Below are 16,231 nucleotides of genomic sequence, written 5' to 3'. Positions count from 1 at the left end.
TATAAGTGGGGGATGGATGCTAAAAATGAAATTTTATTCTAAAAAAGTTGTAAGTTAAGTAAAATAACCAAATGCGATTACTATCACTATATTGAAAAATGTCGAATTTTATCACTGATGTTGGAATTCAATTGATGTTACTAATTGGCTAGAGAAGCAACCTTAGAATGTTAAGGTTGCTTCTTAAAATGGAATAAAATATTGATAAAATAAAAATGATGTCACAAAACAGCTTTTTGAATTGTTATAAGGGTACAGTCGGCTAATAAATAATAGGAGGTGAGCCTATGGAGGAAATAGACATTGAAATAAGATTTATTAATGGTGGAGAAGATGAATTGGAAGAAATAATCAATCTCTACGGTGAAAAACTGCTTCGCTATGCAACGGCAATACTATGTGACTATCATGAAGCGGAAAATATTGTACAAGAAGTTTTTCTTTCAGCCTATCAAAATCGAGTGACATTTGATGGTGATAACTTATCCGCATGGTTGTATAAAATTACATATAATCGCTGTTTAAATCAACTTAAAAAGCGTAAGTTCCTATTTTTTAATGAAATTCGTAGCGAAATCGTTTTACCTGAGAAAGATAAAGGTTTCAGTGACGAAACGTTTCGTGCGTTACAGAAGCTAAAACCTAAGGAACGTGTTTTAGTATATGGAAGAATTATGGATGGACAAAGTTACGAGAAATTAGCTGAGCTAACAGGAACTTCTACAGCTGCATTACGCAAACAATATCAACGGGCCAAAGATAAATTAGTTAAATATCTAAATGTTGAATATGGTAGAAAGGAGTCTAACTATGGGCAAATTAGATAAGGACGAACAACAAATACATGAAATGTTTTCCGAGATGAAGGTGGATACAAGTAAACTTACAGAACAGGTTAAAAGTAAATTGCATGAGGAAAGTACCGTTGTACCTGTTAAACAGCATAGACGATGGACGAGGCCGACAGTTGCAGTGATTGTGATGTCATTGATGTTCGTCGTTGGTGTAACGGCAGCAGCAGTAGGAAATTTTGATTGGTTTATAGAAAGGTTCAACCCTTCTTTCGGTAAGATAATTGAGCCAGTTGAAGCCCAAATAGATGACCAAGGAATCCGAATGGAAGTGATTGGTGCCCAAAAATATGATAATCAGGCAATTGTTTACCTATCGTTTCAGGATAAAACAGGTCAAAACCGGTTGACGGAACAGTCTGATTTTAGAGATGGCTTCGATGTGAAAATGCATTCACCAATAAAGGAAGGTGGGGGAAGTGATGAGGCGGTTTCCAGCGTGACATGGAGCCAAAAAATGCTTTATTTTAATGAAGATACGAATACGATTTATTATGAGTTTAATATAACAGCTGATCCAAACTCACCATTAACAGATCCACTGGAAATTGGTAGTTTCCTCGTTTACTTTGATGTAAAATCTTATGACGACGCACCGATTTCCGTAGCGCTTGCAGGTATTGACGGAGCGGAAACGAGATCGATTGAACAAGAACAAATTTGGGGAGGAAGGAATTTTCCGGATGATTTAAATCCATCAATAGACATACTCGTGCCAGGAAATTATGCAGACATGCCTCATGGTGAAAAAGATCAATGGGTTTCAGCAATCGGTGTAATGAATGGAAAACTGTATGTGCAAATAGGGAAAGTTTTTGGTAAAGAATTTGGTTCTAGTGATGCCAGTCTTACTCTAAAAGGTCCGGATGGTAATTTAGAAGAACCCGATTATAGTATAGTATTTCTTACGGATGAGGAAGGTATTGTCCTTGATCCTGTAAATTTCGTTTATGATGATAATCAGTATAAATATGAAGAATTTGTATTCACTATAAAAGATGAAGATCTTAGTAAATATGCTCTTTATTATAGAGGTTTCTTTTCTTCAGGGGTTGAAGGTAACTGGAAAGTATCGGCGAATTTAAGCGATACGAATTCTGATTTACGCACTTGGAAAAATGATATTTTAGTTGAAGATTATCTTTTTGAATATTTAACGCTCAGTCCTTTAGGGTTACAAGTAATCGGTACTTATAAAGGAGAGGATTCCATGGTTAGTGAAATGTTACTTGAAGTTGAAACCGTAGATGGTATTATTCCATTGGAAGGTGGTTCAGGCGGCCATAGTTCTGAAAAACGTACGTTCGATGCAAGTTGGAATACGAAAGAGCCGCTAGATGTTACGAAAGCAACAGCGATAATTGTAAATGGTATTCGAATACCGATTAAGTAACAAAGTGATTAGTATTACACATACTAGTATAATAAAAACTCCATTTTGATAACCAAGATACCCTTGATTTTGGATAGATCAATGGTTTTTAATAATGTAAGTTACTTAACGTTGTACATTCATATTTCCCTGTAAAATACTCCCTTATTATGTATAATGGTGAGATGAAAATGAATAAGAGGGGGAATGTCATTGTGTTAAATTCATTAAAATATGGCGATAAAATTGGTGTTTTTTCGCCTTCTTCAGCAGCATCTGTTTCAGCGAAAAAAAGGTATGACAGAGGAAAGGCATTTCTTGAACAAAAAGGTTTTCATATTGTTGAAGGTAATTTAACGGGGAAAAGTGATAATTATCGCTCAGGAAGTCCTAAAGAAAGAGCAGAAGAATTAAATCAATTGCTTAGAGATTCGTCCATTTCAATGATTATTTCGATGATAGGTGGTACAAATTCAAATAGTATATTGCCTTATATTGACTATGATGCATTTAAGCAAACCCCAAAATTAGTTGTTGGTTATTCAGATGCAACCGCTGTTTTACTGGCGCTCTATGCAAAAACAGGAATACCGACATACTATGGACCATCGCTTGTTGCTTCTTTTGGTGAGTTTGAGCCGCTCGTTAATGACACATATTCTTATTTTGAAAAGTATTTTTGTGTTTCTCAAGTAATACCTTATGAACTTGAAATGCCGAAATATTGGTCAGATGAAAAAGTAAACTGGCTAGACTATACCGGAAAAAAGACATTATATGAAAATCAATGGCTCGGTATAAATGAGGGGATAGCAGAAGGTCGATTAATTGGTGGAAATAATAATGCAATGTACGGCTTTATTGGCACACCGTATTTTCCCGAAATAAAACAAGGCGACATTTTATTAATAGAAGATACTACAAAAGATGCTGCAACAGTTGAGAAAAATCTTGCTATGCTAAAACTTCATGGTATTTTTGATAAAGTTTCAGGTATTCTTCTTGGAAAGCATGAACAATATAATGATTTAGGAACTGGACGAAAGCCGCTAGATCTATTATTAGAGCAATTGGACGGAAAACATGTACCAATACTCGCGGAATTTGATAGTTGTCATACGCATCCGATGATTCCATTAGCCATTGGTAAAAAGGTGCGAATCGATACATATCATAATACTGTTCTCTGTATCGAGGAGTGGTTATAATGGCTAGACATTCCTGCTAACTACATACCGAAAGAAAACGCCTTTACCTCATCAATTGTTAATGTGGTAAAAGCGTTTTATTAATATTCATTTTGTAATTATTTCACCAATAAAGTAGAGCAATTAGCATTTTTCGATACATATGTACTCACACTGCCAAATACCATTTCATGCATCGGGTTTAACCCGCGACATCCGATGACAACTAAATCTACTTTATTGTCATTCGCATAGTTTGAAATCATGCGACCTGCATGACCATGGGCAATAATAACTTTATAGTTGGAATGATTATTTTTAATAAATTCTTCCTCACGGGCAAACTTAGTGCGGTATTCTTGCTCTAAATTATCTAAAGTACCCGCGTGTACAGCTTGAGAAGTAATGCCTTCTGTTGAAATAACTGAAATAATTTCAATTAGTGAATCAGCTGCTGCAATATTTACCGCATCCTGTACAGCACGAAATGAATTATCAGACCCATCAACTGCAAGTAAAATATGTTTATACATGAAAAAACCCCCTAATCTATTATGATGTTATTATAGTACAATGTTTAATATTTGGGGGGCATTCTACTTTTTTTAACTAAAAAGCTATACATTCTTTGTCTAAAGAGTGTATAGCCAGTTAATTATTATGGTCGATTTTTTTCAGTACGAATCATATGTAATGCCTTCGCAAGCATTTGTGCATTTTTCTCTTGGATTTCCGCCTTTCGAGGAATCGCTTCATAGAGTGGAAAGGGATCATTCCAAGTTGGAATAAGTGGCACTGGAGATTCAGCTTGCCATTTGTCTAGCCAAGCTTGTGGTAAAGGTCCAACAGGTTCTTGTTGATCCGTCATTTCCGTCCAAATATAAGACCATGCCCGAGGAACAACGCGCCAAATGTCATAACCACCACCACCAACTGCAATCCATCGCCCACCACAATATTCGTGTGCGAGCTTATGCGCGAGTTTTGGAATTTCTTTATAAATATTCATCGTACCGTATAAGTGTGTAAGCGGATCGAAATAATGGGCATCTGCGCCATTTTGAGTGAGTACCACATCCGGTTTGAAAAATTCGAATACTTCACGCATGGATTGTTCGTATATTTCTAGGAAACTTTCATCCTCGGTAAATGCATCTACTGGAAAGTTAAAAGAAGTGCCATAGCCTTCCCCATTGCCACGCTCCGTAATATTTCCTGTCCCTGGAAATAAATAACGACCTGTTTCATGAATGGACAATGTACAAACATTAGGATCATCATAAAATGACCATTGTACCCCGTCCCCATGATGTGCGTCGGTATCCACATATAAAACACGTAAACCGTATTTTTCTTGAATGTATTTTATAGCAACGCTGCTGTCATTATAAATACAAAATCCAGAAGCTCGGCCACGGAAACCATGATGTAAACCTCCGCCAAGATTAAGTGCGTGCTGTGCTTTCCCTTGCAAAACATAATCCACTGCTTGAAGTGTGCCTCCCACAAGCAGTGCGCTTGCCTCATGCATATTCGGAAACATCGGTGTATCCTCCGTCCCAATACCAAAAGGCTCCCCTTGTTTAGCAGTTAACTCTCCGTGACCCGCTTTTTTGACGATTTCAATATATTGGGGATCATGCGCCAGTGCTATTTCTTCATCTGTAGCCATGCGTGCAGGAATAATATCGTCCTCGTTCAATGCATGAATATTTTTTAATAGATCAATTGTTAAGTGTAGTCGTTTATGGTTGAATGGGTGTGTGTCCGAAAATTTGTAATTTAACTGGTCTGGCGAATAAACGAAAACCGCTTTTTTCATAGTGTGACGCCAGGAAGATTTGGCCAGAGTACATTGTAGCCTTGCTGACGTAAATCTTCAATAATGGAAAGTGGGTTAATTACTTGTAATCGGACACTTAAAATACGCGTAGTTGTACTTTCACCATCAGGGTAGACTAAAACACTTAACACATTGGCTTTATGATCATGAAATATTTTCGAGACTTCAAATAACATTCCGGGTTTGTCTGTGACGCGAATATCAATTTTTGAGCCGGGTTTATGGGCGCCAGTTAATTCGATATACGTGTAAAGCAAATCCGTTGTTGTGACGATACCTACGAGCTCACCTGCTGTCACAATCGGCATGCAACTGATTTTGGACTCATAAAAAGTCAAAGCAATTTCCTCGACAAAATCTAAAGGATGCCCAACAATTGGATTTTTTGTCATTATGCTGTCAATTGGTGCATCAAATAATGAAGAATTTGGCTCCTCACGAGTGGGTAAAACATTTTTAATATCGCGTTCTGTAATAATACCGATTACGCATTTTTTCTCGTCAATAATCGGTAAATGGCGGATTTTGTGCTCTCGCATTAATTGAGATGCTTCTCGAATTGTATTGTTAGGCGATAGTGTATGTATTTCAGTGTTCATAATTTCTTCGACAATCATTTTTCAATCCCCTTTGTGATAAGAATTAATACATGAAACGACTTTTAAAACGCAGTCTGTCAAAACGTTCAAGCGTATCTGTTTGAACGCGTGAACCTGTTCGTGCCATCAAGCAGTTCGCTGGATGGGAGGTGATTTCAGGATCATCTGTTGCATAATATTCAAATTTGGCAGAGCTCATCATACGCTCCATCATTTTGCGGTAATCCCAAACAGATAAACCAGTGCCTTTCATATCCCAATGCCAGTAATATTCTGTTGTAATGACTAAATAATCTTCTAAAGCATCGTCCATAAACGACACTTCAAGTAATTTCTTTCCAGAGCCTGTTCCACGGAAGGATGGGATTACTTCGATTGCCCCAAGCTCAATCATATTTGGAATACGGTCTTCTGCCCAACGTTCGAGTGGGTCGGGATAAAGATAAGTAACGTAGCCAACAACAAGATGATCTTGCCGAATGACGATAATTCGCCCTTCTTCAAGTTGGGCAATTCCTACGAGTGCTTCATGCTGTTGTTTGGAAGGTCTAAATGCTTTGAGGTCTTCATGTAATTCATAGGTTGCTAATTGCTCAGAGGGAACAGGACCTTCAACTAAAACTTGACCATTTTTTGTATTCATTTCAATGCTGTAAAATTTTTTTATATGCTTCATTTTCACACCACCTGTGCGTTATGTTTTTATTATACAGGATTTAATGCGAAAATACGCTTAAATCTGTAATAAATAACTAAATTGTCACAATATTAGAAATGTTTTGCTAATTTAAATTACTTTCATGTAAAATAACATTATGTTTCAAAATGAAAGGGGATTTTTCATGGGGATGAAAACATTGGAGAAACTAGTTGCACTTCCAGGGGAGCATAGTTTAATAAACTATGAGGATACGGCAGCGACGCATGATTGGGCGAATACGGAGAAAGCATTTTCTTGGTACGAAACGGGGAAGTTGAATATTGCGTATGAAGCAATTGACCGACATGTCACAACGCATCGTAAAAATAAAGTCGCACTTTATTATAATGATGGTGCACGTAAAGAGACGTACTCGTTTTATGATATGAAACGCAACTCAAACAAAGCAGCAAATGTTTTTAAAGAAAAAGCGAATATACAAAAGGGTGACCGCGTATTCATTTTTATGCCACGCACACCAGAATTATATTTTAGTTTGCTGGGCGCTTTAAAAATAGGCGCCATTGTGGGTCCGTTATTCGAGGCGTTTATGGAAGGTGCGGTTCATGATCGTTTGGCAGATAGTGAGGCGGTCTCGATTGTGACGACACCTACATTGCTCAGTCGTATTCCAATGGATAAATTACCAAACTTAAGAACGGTTTTCATTGTCGGGGAGAACATCGAAGAAACGGATATAATTTTTGACTTTAATCGCCATTTTAAAGAGGCTTCTTCAAACTTTGAAATCGAATGGATGGATAAGGAAGATGGCTCTATTTTACATTATACATCGGGTTCTACAGGGGCACCAAAAGGCGTTTTACATGTTCATTATGCAATGGTACAGCAATACCAAACTGCGCAGTGGGTACTCGATTTAAAAGAGGATGATATTTACTGGTGTACAGCAGATCCAGGTTGGGTTACGGGTACAGCATACGGTATTTTTGGACCGTGGTTAAATGGTATTACAAATGTTATTATTGGCGGTCGCTTTAGTCCACAAGCGTGGTATGGAGCGATTGAAGAATACGGGGTTACGGTATGGTATAGCGCACCGACTGCATTCCGTATGCTAATGGGTGCAGGCCCAAGCATACTTGAACAATTTGACCTTTCTACGTTACGCCATGTTTTATCGGTTGGGGAACCGTTAAATCCAGAGGTTGTACGATGGGGGATGGAAACACTTAATCATCGTATACATGACACGTGGTGGATGACAGAAACGGGCGGGCACATGATTTGTAATTACCCATCTATGGATATTAAACCGGGTTCAATGGGGAAACCCGTACCAGGTATTTTTGCAACAATTGTAGATGACCAAGGCAATGAAGTGCCGCCTAATACAATGGGGAACTTAGCGATTCGCAGAGGATGGCCGGCAATGATGCGTCAAATTTGGGGCAATCCGGAACGTTATGAATCGTACTTCTTAAAAGGTGAATGGTATGTTTCTGGCGACTCTGCTTATATGGATGAGGAAGGGTATTTTTGGTTCCAAGGTCGAGTGGATGATGTCATTATGACTGCGGGTGAACGTGTAGGTCCATTTGAAGTGGAAAGCAAATTACTGGAGCACCCAGATGTTGTAGAGGCGGGTGTTATTGGAAAACCTGACCCAGTGCGCGGGGAAATTATTAAGGCATTCGTTTCATTACGAGAAGGGGTAGGGCCTTCAGAAGCATTAGAAGCAGATATTCGTGAATTTGTTAAAAGGGGATTGTCTGCACATGCGGCACCGAGAGAAATCGAATTTAAGGACAAGCTACCAAAAACACGTAGCGGAAAAATTATGCGTCGTGTATTAAAGGCATGGGAATTAGATCTGCCAACAGGTGATCTTTCTACGATGGAAGATTAATAACAGAGGAAGTCTTATGTGACAGCATAAGGCTTCTTTTTTAACTTAATTCAACAGAAGTCTCCTACTTCTGCTGAATCAAGTTAAGCCCCGGCGGATGTCACAGATTTTTTAAGGGAGTTTTTCGAGCAAGCTCGAAAAAAATCTGGACGCAATTACGCCAAGGTGTAGTTGATTATGTCGGTCTTGAAAATTTAGAATTATTAATATTTATATAAAAATACAGTTGACTAAATAAATATACATAACTTATACTTACTTTTATCCTTAATAAAAGCACAAGAAAAACTATTTTGATTGATTATAACGATGATGAAATATAGGAGTGACGTGATGAAAGTTGGAATTATTGGCGCTACTGGTTACGGTGGCTTAGAATTATTACGTTTTTTGCATAATCATAAAGAAGTAGAAGACATAGCATTATTTACATCTTCAGAGGAAGGAACCATTTTTTCAGCAAAGTTTCCTCATTTAACAGATTTATATAATCAGCCATTACAAAAAATCGATTATGATGCATTGGCTAAGTTCGATGTCGTGTTTGCAAGTACCCCATCTGGCGTATCTAGCAATCTATTTCCACCATTAGTAGGCACAGGTCCAAAGCTGATTGATTTATCCGGAGATTTTCGTTTGAAAGATGTTGCTAGCTATGAAACATGGTATAAAAAGCCGGCAGCACCGGGGGAAGTTATTCAACAAAGTGTATACGGCTTAACAGAATGGAATGAACAGGAGATTAGGCAAGCAGAGCTCATCGCCAATCCAGGATGTTATCCGACGGCTGTATTACTATCGCTTTTGCCGTTAATTAAATCGAATTTGATTGATCCAAGCTTTTTGGTAATTGATGCAAAGAGCGGGATTTCAGGGGCAGGGAATAAGCCTTCTCAATTGACGCATTTTAGTGAAGCGAATGAAAACTTATCTATTTATAAAATTAATGAACATCAGCATATTCCAGAAATCGAGCAGGCAATATCAATGTTTGCGCATGTGGATACAAAAATTACATTTAACACCCATTTAGTCCCAATGACGCGCGGAATTTTAGCGACATCTTATGCACAAGTTCAAGCGGGCGTTACACAACAGCAATTGGTGAATTGTTTAAAAGAAACATATGCTAACCACCTATTTGTTCGAGTAATTGAGGACGCATCTTCTATCGGAACGAACCGAGTAAAAGGGTCTAACTTCTGTGATATTTCAGTAAAGCTTGATGAACGAACTAATCGGGCAACAATTGTAGGCGTCATTGACAACTTAGTTAAAGGGGCAGCGGGGCAAGCGATTCAAAATATGAATGTTCAGTTTGGATACCCACAAAAAACAGGATTAGATCTCATTCCCTATTTTATCTAGGTATTCAAATCGTTAATCAAAAAGCACATTATCCTGAGGAGGAATTTTATATGGTATCAACAATTGAAATGAAAAAACTATCGAGTAAAAATATCGTTTCACCGAAAGGCTTCAAAGCAGCTGGAATTCATTGTGGATTAAAGCATAAGAAAAAAGATTTAGCGATTTTAGTAAGTGAGGTTCCAGCAAGTGTTGCGGGTGTGTTTACAACAAATGCTGTGCAGGCGGCTCCGATTAAAGTAACGAAGGAAGTTGTTTATAATACGAAAAAAATGCAAGCGATGATTGTGAACTCAGGTAATGCGAATGCTTGTACAGGGAAGCAAGGTGTGGCAGACGCGTATGAAATGCAACAGTTGGCAGCACAACAGCTAGGTATTGAACATTATTTAGTTGGTGTTGCTTCTACAGGTGTTATTGGTGAAATTATGAAAATGGAGCCAATCCAAAAAGGTGTAGAGCTATTAAAACCGGACTCAAAATTAGAAAATGGTATTGATTTTGCACAGGCCATTATGACGACGGATACCGTTATGAAAAATACGACATACGCAACGGTCATTGATGGCAAAGAAGTCCTTGTTTCAGGTGCTGCAAAAGGTTCAGGGATGATTGAACCAAATATGGCAACGATGCTAGGCTTTATTACAACGGATGCCAATATTGAATCAGATGAATTACAAAAAGCATTATCAAGCGTAACGGATTGCACATTTAATTCCATCACGGTGGACGGGGATACATCAACGAATGATACGGTTATTGTGATGGCAAATGGCTTAGCGGGAAATGACACATTAACACCTGCACATCCAGATTGGGAAAACTTTTATACGGCACTTCGTCTAGTAGCAGAAGATTTAGCAAAATCGATTGCTCGTGACGGTGAAGGTGCGACGAAATTGATTGAAGTTGAAGTAGACGGGGCATTTTCAGATGAAGAAGCAAGAAAAATTGCCAAAACAGTCGTAGGTTCACCACTTGTTAAAACAGCGGTCTTTGGCTGTGATGCAAACTGGGGACGCATTATTTGCGCAGTAGGATACTCAGGTGCACACGTAGATCCTGAAAAAATTACGATTAAAATTGGCGGGGCAACAATGGTCGAAAAGGGCGAGCCAATTAAATTTTCAGAAGAACAATTAATTGAAATTTTAAAGCAGCATGAAGTAAAAATTTACGTGTCACTGGAAGTAGGAGAAGGGCACGGCTTTGCATGGGGGTGTGATTTAACTTATGACTACGTTCAAATCAACGCATCATACCGCTCGTAAAATGGTCATCAAGCTCGGTGGTAGTACATTAGAAGGTCTTAACGAGGCCTTCTTTCGTAATTTTAAAGCATTGCAGCAGCAAGGGATTCAACTCATTATTACCCATGGTGGGGGACCTGCGATTAATCGTGAGCTTGAGGCAGTAGGAATTGAATCGCACACGGTGAACGGCTTACGTGTTACGAGTGAAGACATGATTGGCATTGTTCAATCAACGTTAATCGGAAAAGTGAATCCAGCACTTGTGCACGAGTTAACAGCGGCTGGAATTGCTGCCGTTGGATTAAATGGCTTTGATGGAAATTTATTAGAATGTAATTTTCTTGATGAAGCGACATATGGTTATGTAGGCGAGGTTAAATCCGTTCATACACGAATATTGAATGCATTATCAGCAGCGGGAATCGTCCCAGTCATCGCTTGTATTGGTACGACAGAAGACGGCCAAGCATTAAACATCAATGGTGATACGGTTGCAAGTGAGATTGCACTTGCTGTTGGGGCAGATCGCTTATTACTCGTAACGGATGTTGCAGGAATCCGCATTCAAGACGAATACCAAAAGGAAGTAACGCCAGCACGCATCGAACAATGGATTGCGGAAGGTCATATTTATGGTGGGATGATTCCAAAAGTACAAGGGGCATTAAACTGCTTAACGGCTGGAATTCCATCTGTACAAATTGTCAATGAAACATTAACAGGTACAACAATATTAAGTGAGGAGCTAGTAAAATGAGTGCATTATTTCAAAATTACGCAAGAAGACCAATCGCGATAGTTGAAGGCAAAGGAACTGAAGTTTTTGATAGTAATGGAAAACGTTATTTAGATTTTACGAGCGGGATTGCTGTATGTAGTTTAGGTCATGCGCACCCAGCAATTGTTGAAACGGTTCAAATACAAAGTGAAAAGCTTTGGCATATTAGTAATTTATTCGAAAGTCCAGGGCAAGAAAAATTAGCAGCTAGCCTTGTGAAAGATTTGCATTTATCGTATGCCTTTTTCTGTAATAGTGGTGCAGAGGCGAATGAAGCAGCGATTAAGCTCGTTCGTAAGCATACAGGAAAGCATAAAATAATCGTATTCGAACAAAGTTTCCACGGTCGTACATTTGGGGCAATGAGTGCAACAGGGCAAGATAAAGTGCGCAATGGCTTTGGTCCACTTGTCAGCGAATTTATTACATTGCCATTTAATGATGTAGAAGCATTAAAGGCAGCAGTAGACGGTGAAACGGCTGCAATTATGCTCGAAATGATTCAGGGTGAGGGCGGCGTAAATGCGGTATCAGCTGAATTTGCGCATGCGATTCATGACATTCATCAGTCGACGGATATTTTATTAATTATTGATGAAGTACAGACGGGGATTGGTCGAACAGGGACACGTTTTGCATTCGAACAAACGGTTCTGAAGCCGAATATCGTTTCTATGGCAAAAGGTTTAGGTGGCGGTTTCCCAGTTGGTGGTATTTTAGGAACAGCCGATTTATTCGATACGTTTAATGCAGGGACGCACGGTACGACATTCGGTGGAAATCCATTAGCTGTAGCTGTAGCGCAAACCGTGATTGATCACGTATTTGATGAGGCATTTTTAGCAACGGTGCAGAAAAAATCAGCCTACTTAACTGCGAAGCTAAAAGAGGCTTTCCCAGAGGAAAAATATTCAGTGCTAGGAAAAGGTTTAATGCTTGGTTTTGGCTTTGGTGAAGAAGTAGCGCCCTATGTAACGGCACTTGATGAAGCAGGGTTATTAACAGTTGCAGCAGGTCCAAAAGTTATTCGTTTATTGCCACCACTTACTGTTTCAGAACAGGAAATAGATGAGGCGGTAGCTATTTTAAAATCAGTTATTAAAAAGGCATAAAATCAATTACTCCTTGGCGTAATTGAGTTCAGATTTTTTTCGAGCGCGCTCGAAAAGCTCCCTTAAAAAATCTGTAACATCCGCCGGGGCTTTAATTTGATTCAGCATGTGTTTAAACCCAGATTGAAGTCAGTGTATATTTTTCATTCCACCCCTTCTAAAAGAAGTGGAGAACTTCTGCTGAAACAAATTAAAAAATCATCATTTTAGGTAGATGCCTAAAATGATGATTTTTTATTAATAGGATAAACCTGTCTTAACTCACATACAGTATAAGCTAGTTCGTAACAGAATCATCAACAGGTTCTTCGATGCCTGGTTCTGATGGTATGATATCAACCTCAATCATGTCACCTGGATTCGTATCTTCTATAGGATCTGGAGGGAGTTCGATCATTTCGCTAACTTCATTTGAATGACTCGATTCAAACCCTGTAATATCTACTGCTACAACGACATAACGTACACCTGGTGTAGTTTTAATGCTGTTACTTTCAGAAGATTTGAGTGAAGCCACGAATGCTCGTCCACCACTTGTCATGCTATATACACGATAGCCAACGATATCATTTGAACCAGAATTCGTCCAAGATAATACGCCATTGTTCAATGTTGCCGAGACAGGGCTTGGAGAGACACTATCAGCTAGGAATGTTGAACCGGAAACGATTGAATTACCCGCTCGATTCGGTAATAGTTTCGACGCATCTCCACCTAATTTACCTAACATGCGATCAGCTACTGCTTGGTTTAAACCAAAGCCACCTTTTCCAACGAACTCTGGTGGTGTTTTTGCAAGTGCTGCATAAGACTTCCCATTTATGACAACCGAAGAAGCAGATATAAAACTATCATCAGGTTGCGATGGTAAAAACATATTTTTATTAAATAAGTCGGACATAACAAGCCCTGCATTGGCACAAGAAGTGGATGGGGCTAAGCCGGAAATTCCGCAAAATGAAGCGGAAACGACATTTTCTGGTTTTTTAAATGTCTCTTTTGTTCCAATTAATTCTGAATCTACTTTGTATAAGCTATTCATATATTTGGCCCATAGCGTGTTGACACGGGCACTTGGATGTTGGTACGTATTATTGAAAGCATATAAAGTACGCGGCTGGTCATAACCTAACCAAACACCGAGCGTAACATTTGGATTATAACCAACTAACCAAACATCTTTATGGTCTTGGGTTGTCCCTGTTTTAGCTGCAAAATCAGATGAGAAGTTTAATAAGCTCTTCGCTTTTTTTGCTGTCCCGCCATCTTTTAAAACGTCGCGCAGCATGTCTGTCATCATATAAGCTGTTTCTTCAGAGAATACGTCTACTGCCTCTGTTTTCTGTTCAAAAACAATATTGCCATCTAAATCTTCAATGCGTTCAATCATATAGCCATCGATAAATTGGCCATTATTTGCAAATGTTGCAAAGGCATTCGTATTTTCTTCAATGGAAGCCCCGTGCGTAATCCCACCAATTGAAGTAGAAAGATTGACAAAATCGCCTTCAGTTAATCTAGAAAAGCCCATTTTCTCTAAAAATGTTGCAGGGCGTCGATCTAAAATCGAATCATATAAACGAAGCACTGCTAAGTTTTGAGATGTTTTAACAGCTTGGCGAGCTGGAATAATCCCAAGCTCTTGAGTTGGATTGTAGTTGACTGGTTCATACTTCTCATTACCATAGATACGTGAAAATTTCACATCAACGACAGGGCTACCTGCACCGATCACACCGTATTCTAAAGCGGGTGCATACGCAAGTAGTGGCTTCATCGTAGAACCATTTGAACGATATGCTTTTGTCGCATGATTTAACTGTTCTAATTTATGGTCACGTCCACCAACAAAGCTTAAAATTTTGCCCGTCTTATTTTCAATGACCATACTTCCCGTTTGCACCGGTACATCTACTTCAACCTCTTCACCAGTTTCAGGATCTTTTTCTTTCTTCTTATACGTATGGCCATATAATTTAAATTCATCTGTTACTTGCTGCATGGCATCATACATATCTTGATTAATTGTTGAGTAAATACGATAACCACCTGAACGAATCGTGCGGTCAGCTAAAATCATGTATTTATCTAGAAGATTTTTTTCTTCTTTTAGTCGTGCAGGGTCAATCCCGTCTTTTTCAGCGATGATCTTAGCGAAAATTTCTTTAGCGCGTTCCTCTAGCTCAGCTGTTAACCACGGGTATTTATCTTCTGGACGTTCTTCATACGCTCTAAAATCTTGCGTAATATCGTAAGCAACTGCATTATCATACTCGTTTTTCGTAATGTATCCCGCTTCATTCATGCGATACAAAACAGTACTCATTCGGTCAATGCCGTGCTGCATCCCTTCCTTACTTTTACGCTCACCTTTATTTGTGAAAGGCGTATATTTAAAAGGAGCTTGTGGAATCCCGGCAATATAAGCAGCTTGTGGCAGTGATAATTCAGCAGCAGAAACGCCGAAAATCCCTTGTGCCGCTGTTTCAATCCCAGCGATATTCCGACCAGATGCATTTCGACCATAAGGAATAATATTTAAGTAAGCCTCTAAAATTTCTTCCTTTGTCATGAAATATTCTAAACGTAATGCAAGTAAAATTTCTTTTGCTTTACGCTCGTAAGATACTTCGTTTGTTAATATTTGGTTTTTAATTAATTGCTGTGTTAACGTTGAACCACCTGTTTGTGTGGAGGAGTTCGATACGTCCTGTAACAGACCACGAATAACTGCTTTTGGTACAATTCCGTTATGCTCCCGGAAATATTCGTCCTCCGTTGCAAGGACGGCATTAATAACATTCGGTGATATTTTGGCAAGTGATGTTTCACGGCGGTCTAAATCAGTACGAATTTTTCCGATGTAAATATCATTTGCGAAATAAAGCTCACTGGTTTCTTCATAGCTAAATATTTCTTCGCGCATTTCTTCTTTTGAACGGAGTGGCTCCTCCTTAACGAGCGATGCAAAATAACCAGCTCCAACGCTCACCATAAAAATGGCTGAGGCAGATAGGAATATAAACGTTAAAAGAGTGAGGTTCCAAAAAACACCCCCTGCGATACGGAAATGACGCATCCATTTTGAAGAAGTAAGATGCTCTATTTTTTTATTTAATTGTTCGAGCCATTCTTTCACTTGATCTAACCTCCTAAAATCATGTTTATCTTTATTCAAGTAAGAACGTATTTACTGAATAGAGGAACGCCTGGCGAATGTCACAGTTTTTGAAAAGAGCTAATTTTATTGAGTCTAACAACCTAAATTAGCTTAGGTTAAAAAGCTGAACGAAAG

13 protein-coding genes are annotated in these 16,231 nt (G+C 38.7%); 8 read left to right on the top strand and 5 right to left on the bottom strand.

What is annotated here, in order from left to right; translation table 11 throughout:
* The first annotated feature begins 287 nt into the window (after positions 1-287).
* The 3 genes from ACQKIH_RS06340 to ACQKIH_RS06330 all read left to right on the top strand — a co-directional run bounded on the left by ACQKIH_RS06340 (position 288) and on the right by ACQKIH_RS06330 (position 3,431).
* Complete coding sequence (locus tag ACQKIH_RS06340; RefSeq protein WP_057989230.1) at positions 288-827, top strand: RNA polymerase sigma factor; 540 nt, start codon at positions 288-290, stop codon at positions 825-827.
* Complete coding sequence (locus ACQKIH_RS06335; RefSeq protein ID WP_427764205.1) at positions 811-2,244, top strand: hypothetical protein; 1,434 nt, start codon at positions 811-813, stop codon at positions 2,242-2,244. The genes ACQKIH_RS06340 and ACQKIH_RS06335 overlap by 17 nt, the downstream gene beginning before the upstream one ends.
* A 170-nt stretch (positions 2,245-2,414) precedes the next feature.
* The gene (locus ACQKIH_RS06330; RefSeq protein ID WP_057989235.1) at positions 2,415-3,431 is read left to right on the top strand and encodes a S66 family peptidase; all 1,017 of its coding nucleotides are present in this window, start codon (positions 2,415-2,417) and stop codon (positions 3,429-3,431) included.
* 98 nt (positions 3,432-3,529) lie between these two features.
* Here the strand turns inward: ACQKIH_RS06330 and ACQKIH_RS06325 are convergent, their stop codons facing one another.
* From ACQKIH_RS06325 to ACQKIH_RS06310, 4 genes are all read right to left on the bottom strand, one after another.
* A complete protein-coding gene (locus tag ACQKIH_RS06325; protein WP_057989237.1) occupies positions 3,530-3,943 on the bottom strand; it encodes a universal stress protein in 414 nt (137 codons plus the stop codon).
* A 125-nt stretch (positions 3,944-4,068) separates the two neighbouring features.
* Entirely contained in the window at positions 4,069-5,232 is a 1,164-nt protein-coding gene (locus tag ACQKIH_RS06320; protein WP_057989239.1) for an acetoin utilization protein AcuC, read from the bottom strand.
* Positions 5,229-5,870, bottom strand: coding sequence for an acetoin utilization AcuB family protein (locus ACQKIH_RS06315; protein ID WP_057989242.1), 642 nt, complete (start codon positions 5,868-5,870; stop codon positions 5,229-5,231). The genes ACQKIH_RS06320 and ACQKIH_RS06315 overlap by 4 nt, the downstream gene beginning before the upstream one ends.
* Positions 5,871-5,895: 25 nt before the next feature.
* Positions 5,896-6,528, bottom strand: coding sequence for a GNAT family N-acetyltransferase (locus tag ACQKIH_RS06310; RefSeq protein WP_057989244.1), 633 nt, complete (start codon positions 6,526-6,528; stop codon positions 5,896-5,898).
* Positions 6,529-6,694: 166 nt separating this feature from the next.
* Here ACQKIH_RS06310 and acsA point away from each other — a divergent pair, with 166 nt between their 5' ends.
* The 5 genes from acsA (at position 6,695) to argD (ending at position 12,936) form a co-directional block, all read left to right on the top strand.
* Positions 6,695-8,422, top strand: coding sequence for an acetate--CoA ligase (gene acsA / locus ACQKIH_RS06305; protein ID WP_083493773.1), 1,728 nt, complete (start codon positions 6,695-6,697; stop codon positions 8,420-8,422).
* A gap of 333 nt (positions 8,423-8,755) precedes the next feature.
* Positions 8,756-9,790 (top strand): N-acetyl-gamma-glutamyl-phosphate reductase, encoded by a 1,035-nt coding sequence (gene argC, locus ACQKIH_RS06300; RefSeq protein ID WP_057989246.1) that lies wholly within the window; start codon positions 8,756-8,758, stop codon positions 9,788-9,790.
* A gap of 50 nt (positions 9,791-9,840) precedes the next feature.
* A complete protein-coding gene (gene argJ, locus ACQKIH_RS06295) occupies positions 9,841-11,064 on the top strand; it encodes a bifunctional ornithine acetyltransferase/N-acetylglutamate synthase (RefSeq protein WP_057989248.1) in 1,224 nt (407 codons plus the stop codon).
* Positions 11,027-11,803 carry an acetylglutamate kinase gene (gene argB / locus ACQKIH_RS06290; protein ID WP_057989250.1) on the top strand — a complete coding sequence of 259 codons (777 nt, stop codon included), beginning with the start codon at positions 11,027-11,029 and terminating at the stop codon, positions 11,801-11,803. Before argJ ends, argB begins: the two co-directional genes overlap by 38 nt.
* Entirely contained in the window at positions 11,800-12,936 is a 1,137-nt protein-coding gene (argD, locus tag ACQKIH_RS06285) for an acetylornithine transaminase (protein WP_057989253.1), read from the top strand. The genes argB and argD overlap by 4 nt, the downstream gene beginning before the upstream one ends.
* A 277-nt stretch (positions 12,937-13,213) precedes the next feature.
* Here the strand turns inward: argD and ACQKIH_RS06280 are convergent, their stop codons facing one another.
* Complete coding sequence (locus ACQKIH_RS06280) at positions 13,214-16,075, bottom strand: transglycosylase domain-containing protein (protein WP_427764197.1); 2,862 nt, start codon at positions 16,073-16,075, stop codon at positions 13,214-13,216.
* Positions 16,076-16,231: the final 156 nt, after the last annotated feature.

This window comes from Solibacillus cecembensis, assembly GCF_050272495.1.
GTDB lineage: Bacteria > Bacillota > Bacilli > Bacillales_A > Planococcaceae > Solibacillus > Solibacillus cecembensis.
Note: the sequence above shows the minus strand (reverse complement) of the source record. Positions and strands in the feature narration are given on the sequence as shown.

Excerpts from the sequence above, each read along its gene's own strand:
- ACQKIH_RS06340 (WP_057989230.1), top strand. The coding sequence starts at position 288 with ATGGAGGAAATAGACATTGAAATAAGATTTATTAATGGTGGAGAAGAT.
- ACQKIH_RS06335 (WP_427764205.1), top strand. The coding sequence starts at position 811 with ATGGGCAAATTAGATAAGGACGAACAACAAATACATGAAATGTTTTCC.
- ACQKIH_RS06330 (WP_057989235.1), top strand. The coding sequence starts at position 2,415 with ATGAATAAGAGGGGGAATGTCATTGTGTTAAATTCATTAAAATATGGC.
- ACQKIH_RS06325 (WP_057989237.1), bottom strand. The coding sequence starts at position 3,943 with ATGTATAAACATATTTTACTTGCAGTTGATGGGTCTGATAATTCATTT.
- ACQKIH_RS06320 (WP_057989239.1), bottom strand. The coding sequence starts at position 5,232 with ATGAAAAAAGCGGTTTTCGTTTATTCGCCAGACCAGTTAAATTACAAA.
- ACQKIH_RS06315 (WP_057989242.1), bottom strand. The coding sequence starts at position 5,870 with ATGATTGTCGAAGAAATTATGAACACTGAAATACATACACTATCGCCT.
- ACQKIH_RS06310 (WP_057989244.1), bottom strand. The coding sequence starts at position 6,528 with ATGAAGCATATAAAAAAATTTTACAGCATTGAAATGAATACAAAAAAT.
- acsA (WP_083493773.1), top strand. The coding sequence starts at position 6,695 with ATGGGGATGAAAACATTGGAGAAACTAGTTGCACTTCCAGGGGAGCAT.
- argC (WP_057989246.1), top strand. The coding sequence starts at position 8,756 with ATGAAAGTTGGAATTATTGGCGCTACTGGTTACGGTGGCTTAGAATTA.
- argJ (WP_057989248.1), top strand. The coding sequence starts at position 9,841 with ATGGTATCAACAATTGAAATGAAAAAACTATCGAGTAAAAATATCGTT.
- argB (WP_057989250.1), top strand. The coding sequence starts at position 11,027 with ATGACTACGTTCAAATCAACGCATCATACCGCTCGTAAAATGGTCATC.
- argD (WP_057989253.1), top strand. The coding sequence starts at position 11,800 with ATGAGTGCATTATTTCAAAATTACGCAAGAAGACCAATCGCGATAGTT.